This is a genomic window from Inquilinus sp. (assembly GCF_057815775.1).
On record NZ_JBYRFX010000823.1, the window covers coordinates 1 to 8,367 of the forward strand.

The 8,367-nt window shown below is 68.5% G+C and carries 8 protein-coding genes; 2 read left to right on the top strand and 6 right to left on the bottom strand.

Annotated features, from left to right (window positions below):
• The 6 genes from AC3XYG_RS29500 to rpsF form a co-directional block, all read right to left on the bottom strand.
• Nucleotides 1–971: DnaB-like helicase C-terminal domain-containing protein (locus AC3XYG_RS29500; RefSeq protein WP_489143448.1), on the bottom strand; the 971-nt coding region annotated here is incomplete at its 3' end.
• 117 nt (nt 972–1,088) lie between these two features.
• A complete protein-coding gene (locus tag AC3XYG_RS29505) occupies nt 1,089–2,531 on the bottom strand; it encodes a virulence factor family protein (RefSeq protein ID WP_489143449.1) in 1,443 nt (480 codons plus the stop codon).
• Complete coding sequence (mprF, locus tag AC3XYG_RS29510; RefSeq protein ID WP_489143450.1) at nt 2,528–5,161, bottom strand: bifunctional lysylphosphatidylglycerol flippase/synthetase MprF; 2,634 nt, start codon at nt 5,159–5,161, stop codon at nt 2,528–2,530. Before mprF ends, AC3XYG_RS29505 begins: the two co-directional genes overlap by 4 nt.
• A gap of 194 nt (nt 5,162–5,355) precedes the next feature.
• The gene (gene rplI, locus AC3XYG_RS29515) at nt 5,356–5,952 is read right to left on the bottom strand and encodes a 50S ribosomal protein L9 (RefSeq protein WP_489143451.1); all 597 of its coding nucleotides are present in this window, start codon (nt 5,950–5,952) and stop codon (nt 5,356–5,358) included.
• 12 nt (nt 5,953–5,964) lie between these two features.
• The gene (rpsR, locus tag AC3XYG_RS29520) at nt 5,965–6,195 is read right to left on the bottom strand and encodes a 30S ribosomal protein S18 (RefSeq protein ID WP_306770208.1); all 231 of its coding nucleotides are present in this window, start codon (nt 6,193–6,195) and stop codon (nt 5,965–5,967) included.
• Between the two features lie 5 nt (nt 6,196–6,200).
• Entirely contained in the window at nt 6,201–6,662 is a 462-nt protein-coding gene (gene rpsF / locus AC3XYG_RS29525; RefSeq protein WP_489143452.1) for a 30S ribosomal protein S6, read from the bottom strand.
• A 233-nt stretch (nt 6,663–6,895) separates the two neighbouring features.
• Here rpsF and fabD point away from each other — a divergent pair, with 233 nt between their 5' ends.
• Nucleotides 6,896–7,849, top strand: coding sequence for an ACP S-malonyltransferase (gene fabD / locus AC3XYG_RS29530; protein WP_489143453.1), 954 nt, complete (start codon nt 6,896–6,898; stop codon nt 7,847–7,849).
• A gap of 36 nt (nt 7,850–7,885) precedes the next feature.
• On the top strand, nt 7,886–8,367 hold a 482-nt coding region (locus AC3XYG_RS29535; RefSeq protein ID WP_489143454.1), incomplete at its 3' end, for an SDR family NAD(P)-dependent oxidoreductase.

An 8,367-nucleotide genomic window follows, 5' to 3' on the forward strand; every position in this document is an offset into this window, starting at 1 on the left:
GAAACGCCGGCGGTGTCGTCGACGAAGAACGGGGTCTGCCGGATCAGGTTGGCGGCCTCAACCACGCGCGGGAAGTCGGCCCGCTTCATGTCGCCCTTGCGGATCTTCTCCGACGGGATCTCGGCGACCTCGGACAGGATACGGACGGCGAGCTGGTCGGACGACATTTCCATCGAGAAGAAGCCGACCACGGCGCCTTCCTTGCCGTTCTTGCGCAGGTAGGCGGTGGCGGCGTTGAAGGCCAGGTTGGTGGCCAGCGCGGTCTTGCCCATGCCCGGTCGGCCGGCCAGTACGATCAGATCCGACGGCTGCAGGCCGCCCATCATCTTGTCGATCTCGGCCAGGCCGGAAGTCACGCCGGTCAGCGGCGTGTCGCGCTCCAGCGCCTTGCCGGCGGCCTCGACCGCGCGGGCCAGGATGTCGCCGAACGGCTCGAAATCCTTGCGCAGCACGCCGGAGCTGGACAGGCGGTAGAGCTTTTCCTCGCCCTCCTGAATCTGGGCCGGGCCGTCGAACTCGTTGTCGAGCTTGTAGGCGTCGTTGACGATCTCCTCGCCGGCGAGGATCAGCTGGCGCCGCAGCGACAGGTCATAGATGGTCTGGGCGTAGTCCTCGGCGTTCATCACCGAGACGACGCTGGCCGCCAGGTCGGTCAGGTACTGGGCGCCGCCGACGCCCTCCAGCTCGTTGTCGGTCTCGAAATACTGCTTCAGGCTGATCGGGTCGGCGACGCGGTTCAGCTCCGCGAGTCGCAGCGCCGCGCCATAGATCCGGCCATGCGCCGGGACGTAGAAATGCTCCGGGCGCAGGAAGTCCGACGCCTTCTCCATGGCTTGGTTGTTGGCCAGGATGGCGCCGAGCAGCGCCTGTTCGGCCTCCTCGTTCGCCGGCATCCGGCGGTAGGTCGGGCTCGCCATCGGGTCGGCGCTGTGAACGAGGGTGAGGGGGGCGTCGGGGCGCGATTTGTCCATCGCTCCACCCTACTCCAGCCGGGCCTGCCATCGCCAGCGAACCACGGGCCGATCGGCCTGTGGATAGCGGTACCAAATGTGGACGGATCTGTGGATATCCGGAATTCGGCTGTCAGATCATGGAGTTGTCGTTTTGATCGGAGCGGCCGCCGGGGACAATTGGCGCCGTTTCGCCGCGCCGTCGATGATGGTCTGCGCCAGGCTGTCGTAGTCGCCGTCGAAATGATGGCCGCCGGTGGTCTTGATCACCTCGGTCGCGGCCAGGGCCGGGTTCGGGCAGACCGTGTCGTCCTCCTCCTCGCCGTAGAAGCACTGGATCCGGGCGGGGTCGATGGTCTTCAGCTCCGGCAAGACAGACGGCGCGTCGGTGTCGGCGCTGACGCCAAGCCAGCCGGTGACGCGGATCTCGAAATCGGTGCGTTCGGCGAGGCCGAGCAGGCTGATCTGGTCGATCTTGGCTTTTTCCGCCGCCGGCAGCCGGTTGTAGGCGAAGGGCAGGACGTTCGCGCCGAAGGAGTAGCCGATCAGGATCACGCGCTGGGCGCCCCAGGCCTTGGTGTAGTGATCGATGATATGGGCCAGGTCCTTGGCGGTCTGGTCGGGGGTCTGGGTGCTCCAGAAATAGCGCAGGCTGTCGACGCCGACGGCTGAAATCCCTTTCTTCTGAAGGGTTTCGCCGATGGTCTTATCGAGATCCTGCCAGCCGCCGTCGCCGGAATAGATGATGGCGAGGGTGGGTGACGGGCCGGCCGCCTGCAACTCCTCGATCGGCAGGCTGCTGACCGCGCTGGCGTCGGCATCGGCGGGCGTGTCCCGGTGCAGCATCGCCGTCACCCGGTCGACCAGCGGCACGCCCTTGGCCAGGGTCATCACCTCGCCGCCGGAGGCGGTGGCGAAGGCGCTGATATCGGGGTCGGGCTGGTCCAGACCGATCCGCCACCAACCGGGGATGTGCGGCTGCGGGCCGTAGGTGAAGCCGCCGCCGGGGGCCGCCGTCACCACCGGCATGTCATTCGGGCCCGAGCACAGCGGCAGCTTGGTCTGCAGCGCCGGCATCGGGCCGATGCTGGCCCCGCCCTCGATCGTGGTGCGGGCGGCGGCCTCGGCGACGGCGGCGTAGGCCATGGTCGCGCCCTGGCCGGTGCCGACGACGATCGGCGCACGATAGGTGCTGAACTTGTATTCGCGCTCGAGCCGTTGGCTCAGATCCTCGAAATCGCCGGCCGGGGAATGGCAGTCGGTGTCGTCGTTCCGGTCCAGGCCGCCGAGATAGCTCTTCAGATCGACGCCGACGACAAAGGCGCCGGTGCTGCGCAGGTGGTCGGCCGCCGTGTCGAAATCGGCAGTCCAGCCGGTCGCGTCCGACAGCAGGAAGACCATGGCGTTGGGCTGGCCCGCCGGCTGCCACAGCTGGATCGAGCCGAGATCGCCGCCGTCATAGCTGCGCGGCGGCGTGGCCGAGGGGCGCCCGGACGGCAGCAGCCACGCCGCGCCGACCACAGCAGCACCCGCCGCCGCCACGACCACCGCGGCGGCGATCACCCAGGAAGACCGCTTCATCGTGCAACCAGCCCCTTGATCCCACCGCCGATCAGGGCTGCAATGTCGGAAATCGCGAGGGCGGGGGCAAGGCCGCTCGGCGTCGCGAGGTAGCGGGGCTCCCAGACCGGGTCGAATTTCTGCTTGAAGGCGCGCAGGCCTTCGAAGTTGTAGAAGCGCGCCCCGCGCCGATACACGAAGCGGCCGACACGGTGCCACAGCGGCGCCATCGGATGCGTCTCCATGCCCGACAGTGGCGCCATGCCGAGGCTCAGCGCCTCGGCGCCCGCCTCCTTGAAATGCACGATGATGCGGGTGATCAGGTATTCCATCACCAGCCGCGAGTTGGATTCGGTGTGCCGCATCAGGTCGAGCGCGACCTCGGCACCCTGCTCGGTCGTCATCAGGCTGGCGAAGGCGACCAGCCGGCCGTGCTCACGCACCAGGGCGAGCATCGAGCCATGCACATAATCGGGGCTGAAGGCGCCAAGCGAGAACTTCTTCTCCCGCGCCGCCTGCTTGGTCAGCCAGGCGTCGGAGACGGCGGCGAGTTCGCTGATCAGCGGCATGCCGGCGCCTTCCGGCACGATCTCGAAGCTCAGCCCGTCCTTCTCGCCGCGGCTGATGGCGTAACGCAGCGCCTTCTTGCGGCTGCCGCCGCCGGTCAGGGCGAAGTCGCGCAGATCGACCCGCGCCTCTTCACCCAGTTTCAGCAGGGTCATGCCGGTGTCGAGATACAGCGGCAGGGTTTCGGCGCGGACGGCGTAGTAGGTCGGCCGGCCGCTGGCGGCCTCGGTCATCTCGCGGAAGCGCCAGATCAGCTCCGGCCAGTCCTCGCGAGCGCCGATCGGGTCGCCCAGCGTGGCCCAGGTCCGGCCGTGGATGCCGTACATCAGGAAGGCGCGGCCGCTGTCGGAGAACAGGATCGCCTTGTCCGCTATGCGCACCAGGTTGCCTTCGGCCCGCGGCTGCTGCCGCACGATCTGCACGGCACGATGCAGCTCCGCCGCGGTCGGCGCATCCATCCGGCCGCGCTGGGCGCGGACCAGGTGCCACAGCCCGTACAGCGTGGCCAGCAGGCTGACCGCGACCATGGCCCGCAAGGCGCGTGACGCCTCGTCATGGATCTCGAAGGTCCACCACAGGTCGTTGGCGTAGGCGACGTGGCTGAAGGAGAAGAAGGTCAGCCAGGCCATGCCGCCGACGACGCTGCCCACCGCGACCAGCCAGCCCGCGGTCATCGGCTGGTCGAACAGCGCCGAACGGCGCCAGAACTCCTCACGGCAGGGCAGCATGATGACGAGGCACAGCACCAGCAGCAGCGCCTCACGCCAAGCGAAGCCCTTGCCGAGCGCCAGGACTGCGCTGACGCCGAGCAGCAGTAACGTCAGCCAATAGGCGGCGATCAACCGCCGGAACAGCCCCCAGGCGACGACCAGCAGCGCCAGACCGACCACGCTGGCCAGCAGATGCGACAGCTCCACCACCGCGACCGGCAGGGTCTCCAGGATCTCGAACCGGGCCTTCAGCGTCGGCGTCGCCGCCGAGAACAGCAGCAGGGCGCCGATCACGAAGACCAGGGCCGCCATCACCGACGGCATCAGCCGGCCGGCGATATCCAGCGTCATCCGGGTCGGAGGGTGGTTCTGCAGCCGGCGGACGCCGCGTGCCGTCTCGGCGCTGGCCAGGACCCCGACCGCCAGGATCATCGGGATCAGGTAGTACACGGCGCGGTAAATGATCAGCGACGCCGCGATCGCCTGTGGCGGCACCACCGAGCCGAGGCCCAGCAGCATCACCGTCTCGAACACGCCGACGCCGCCGGGCACATGGCTCAAGATGCCGGTCACGGTGGCGACGACGAAGACCACGAAGAAGGCGCTGAACGGGACGCTGCCGGACGGCAGCAGAACCCACAGGGCGAAGCCGGCGAACAGCAGCTCGACGGCGGAGATCAAAAGCTGGCTGCCGGCAATGCCGAAGCTGGGCAGCGGCACCCGGCCCAGCAGCGGGCGGTCGGGGCGGCACAGGGCGCACAGCAGCAGGAACAGGGCGGCGCCCGCCAGCACCGTGGCGGAGCCGGCCGTGACCCAGCCGGTGCGGATGCCGAGCGCCTCGGTCAGCAAATGCGGGTGCAGCAGCAGCCCGGTCGCGCCGACCGTGGTGATGCCGAAGCCGAAGGCGAGGGCGCAGAACGCCGCGATTCGGGCGATGTCGGCGAAATCCAGGCCGACCGCGGTGTAGACGCGGTAGCGGACGGAGCTGGCGGTGACCAGCCCGCCGATGGTGTTGCCGACGGCATAGCCGCAGAAGCTGGCCAGGGCCATGGTGCGGAACGGCACCCGGGCGCCGACATAGCGCAGCGCCGACCAGTCGTAGCCGATCAGGGTGATGAAGCTGCCGATGGTGCCCAGCAGGGCCAGCAGCACGGTGGACCAGCGCAGCGACTTGATCTGCATGATCATGTCGTGCCAGCGCACCGTGGCCAGCTGGTGCCGGATGGCGTACGCCGCGCCAGCGAACAGCAGGACGGTGACAAGCGTGACCAGGGCCGGCTTCAGCCGCTGGTGCAGCGGCCGAATCGTCAAGCCGTCGACGGCCGAGGCTCCGGCAGTCGGGACGGGAATGACCTCGGGCTGTGCCATGGACATGTACTGGAGACTCGATCGGATCGGATGCCGGACCCTAATCCTGCGCGGCCGGCGGATCACGTTAAGAGTTTGCAACCCGGATGTCATGCCGGGGTCATCCAGCCCAACAAGGGCGATTGCGCCAAGTCCGACAAAGAAAAAAGGCACGAACCCGCAGGTCCGTGCCTTTTGTTCTGAAGGATAAGTGAAGCCGATTACGCGGCTTCACCCTCCGTATCGACATCTTCGGCCTCGGTCGCACGGCGGCCGGCCTCGGCGGCAGCGGCTGCCTCCGCGGCTTCTTCCTCATCGTCGAGCAGCGACGAGGAGACCATGCCGCCACGTGCGCGCTGCATCTCGGCCTCTTCGGCCGAGCGGGCGACGTTCACGGTGATGGTCACGCTGACCTCCGGGTGCAGGCGCAGCCGGACCTTCTCAAGACCCAGGGTCTTGATCGGGTGCTCGATCGCCACCTGGCTCCGGTCGACGGTGTAGCCACCGGCGGTCAGCGCCTCGGAGATGTCGCGTGCCGACACCGAGCCGTAGAGCTGGCCGCTGTCGCCCGCCTGGCGGATGACGACGATCTGCACGTCGTTCATGCGCCCGGCGACCTTCTCGGCCTCGGCCTTGAGCTCGAGGTTGTTCGCCTCGATCTGGGCGCGCTGCTTCTCGAACACGGCCAGGTTGGCCTTGGTCGCGCGCAGCGCCTTCTTCTGCGGCAGGAGGTAGTTGCGGGCGAAGCCGGGCTTCACCTTGACCACGTCGCCGATCTGGCCGAGCTTTTCGACCCGCTCCAGCAGGATGATTTCCATCGGATCCTCCCCTTATTTCACGATGTAGGGCAGGAGGCCGAGGAAGCGCGCGCGCTTGATGGCACGGGCCAGCTCACGCTGCTTCTTCGCCGAAACCGCGGTGATGCGGCTCGGGACGATCTTGCCGCGCTCGGAGATGAAACGGCCGAGCAGCTTCGTGTCCTTGTAGTCGATCTTCGGCGCGTTCGCGCCGGAGAACGGGCAGGTCTTCCGACGACGGAAGAACGGACGGCGTGCACCCATCGCGCTCATGCCGGGACTCCTTCACCCTCGGCCGGATCACGCGGGCCGAAGCCACGGTCCCGGCGCTCGCCGCGGTCACGATCGCCGCCACGGCTGTCGCGATCGCCACGACCGTCGCGGTCGCGACCGTCACGGTCCCGGCCGGCGCGGCTCTGCATCATCGCCGACGGGCCTTCCTCGAGGACGTCCATGCGCAGGGTCAGGGTGCGCAGCACGTCTTCATTGATGCCCATCAGGCGCTCCATCTCGGCCACGGCGGCCGCGGGGGCGTCGATGTTCAGCAGGACGTAGTGGCCCTTGCGATTCTTCTTGATCCGGTAGGCGAAGCTCTTCAGGCCCCAATACTCGGTCTTGGTGACCGTGCCGCCATTCTCGGTGATGATGGTGGTGAAACCCTCGGTCAGGGCCTCCACCTGCGTGGCGGAAACATCCTGCCGCGCGATGTACACGCTCTCATACAGTGGCATGGTAACTCCTTGTGGCTGTTCCCGGCATGGCGCTGCGTGGCAAGCCACCAGCTGCCCATACCAAAGCCGACCGCTATGCCCAGCGGCCGGCAAGGAGCATTGACGAAGCGGCGCACTATACGCAGGACGGCCCGAAGATCAAGCGCGATCGGGCCTGGCGATGTCGATCGCGCTTGACTTGCAGTCGCGACCCTCTATGACCTGCCGCCCTCATCGCGATGCAGGGCGGGGCCATGACACGCGCTTTCATCTTTCCGGGACAGGGCAGCCAGGCGATCGGCATGGGCAAGGCCCTGGCCGAGGGTTCGGCGGCGGCCCGAGACGTCTTCGCCGAGGTCGACGCGGCGCTGGGGCAGACGCTGTCCGAGCTGATGTTCGACGGCGACATCGCCACCCTGACCCTGACCGAGAACGCCCAGCCGGCGCTGATGGCGACCGCGGTTGCGGCAGCGCGGACGGTGGCGGAGCGGTCGGGCCGCAGCATCGCCGATCTCGCCGGCTTCGTTGCCGGCCACAGCCTCGGCGAATATTCCGCCCTGGCGGCTGCCGGGGCGATCAGCGTCACCGATGCGGCGCGGCTGCTGCGCCTGCGCGGCCAATCGATGCAGAAGGCGGTGCCGGTCGGCGTCGGCGCCATGGCGGCGCTGCTCGGCCTCGACCTGGACCAGGCGCGCGACGTCGCCGTCCGCGCTTCGACCTTGGACTCGATCTGCACCACGGCCAATGACAACGCACCCGGCCAGGTGGTGATCAGCGGCCACAAGGAAGCGGTCGAGCGGGCGATCGCGCTGGCGGCCGAACTCGGCGCCAAGCGCAGCATCCTGCTGCCGGTCAGCGCCCCGTTCCATTGCCCGCTGATGGCGCCGGCCGCCGACGCGATGCGCGAGGCCCTGGCCGCGGTCGAGATCAAGGCTCCTGCCGTGCCGGTGGTCGCCAATGTCACGGCCGCGCCGGTCACCGCGCCGGACGAGATCCGCCGCTTGCTGGTCGAGCAGGTGACCGGAACCGTGCGCTGGCGCGAGAGCATGCTTTACATGAAATCCGCGGGCGTGCAGGAACTGGTCGAGCTGGGGGCGGGCAAGGTGCTGGCCGGCCTCGCCAAGCGCATCGATCGCGATCTCGCGGCGCAGTCGCTGCAGACGCCGGACGAGATCGATGCCTGGGTGGCGCAGATCGCCGGTGCCTGAGAGGCCGCCGGCGCCTGAGGGATTGAGGGAGAGAGCATGTTCGATCTGAACGGCAAGTCGGCGCTGGTCACGGGCGCCTCGGGTGACATCGGCCGGGCGATCGCGACCCTGCTGCACGCCCAGGGTGCGACCGTGGCGCTGTCCGGCACCAAGGTCGAGAAGCTCGAGGCGCTGGCCCGCGCGCTGGGCGACCGCGCCCATGTGGTTCCGGGCGACCTGTCGAGCGCTGAGGGCGCCGAATCGGTGTCTAAGGCGGCCGAGGCCGCGACCGGCGGCATCGACATCCTGGTCAACAATGCCGGCCTGACCCGCGACGGTCTGGCCATGCGGATGAAGGACGAGGATTTCGAGACCGTCCTCGACGTCAACCTGGTGTCCGGCTTCCGCCTGGCGCGTGCGGCGTTGCGGGGCATGATGAAGCGGCGCTGGGGGCGGATCGTCTCGATCACTTCGATCGTCGGCCACACCGGCAATCCCGGCCAGGCGAACTACGCCGCGTCGAAGGCCGGCATGACCGG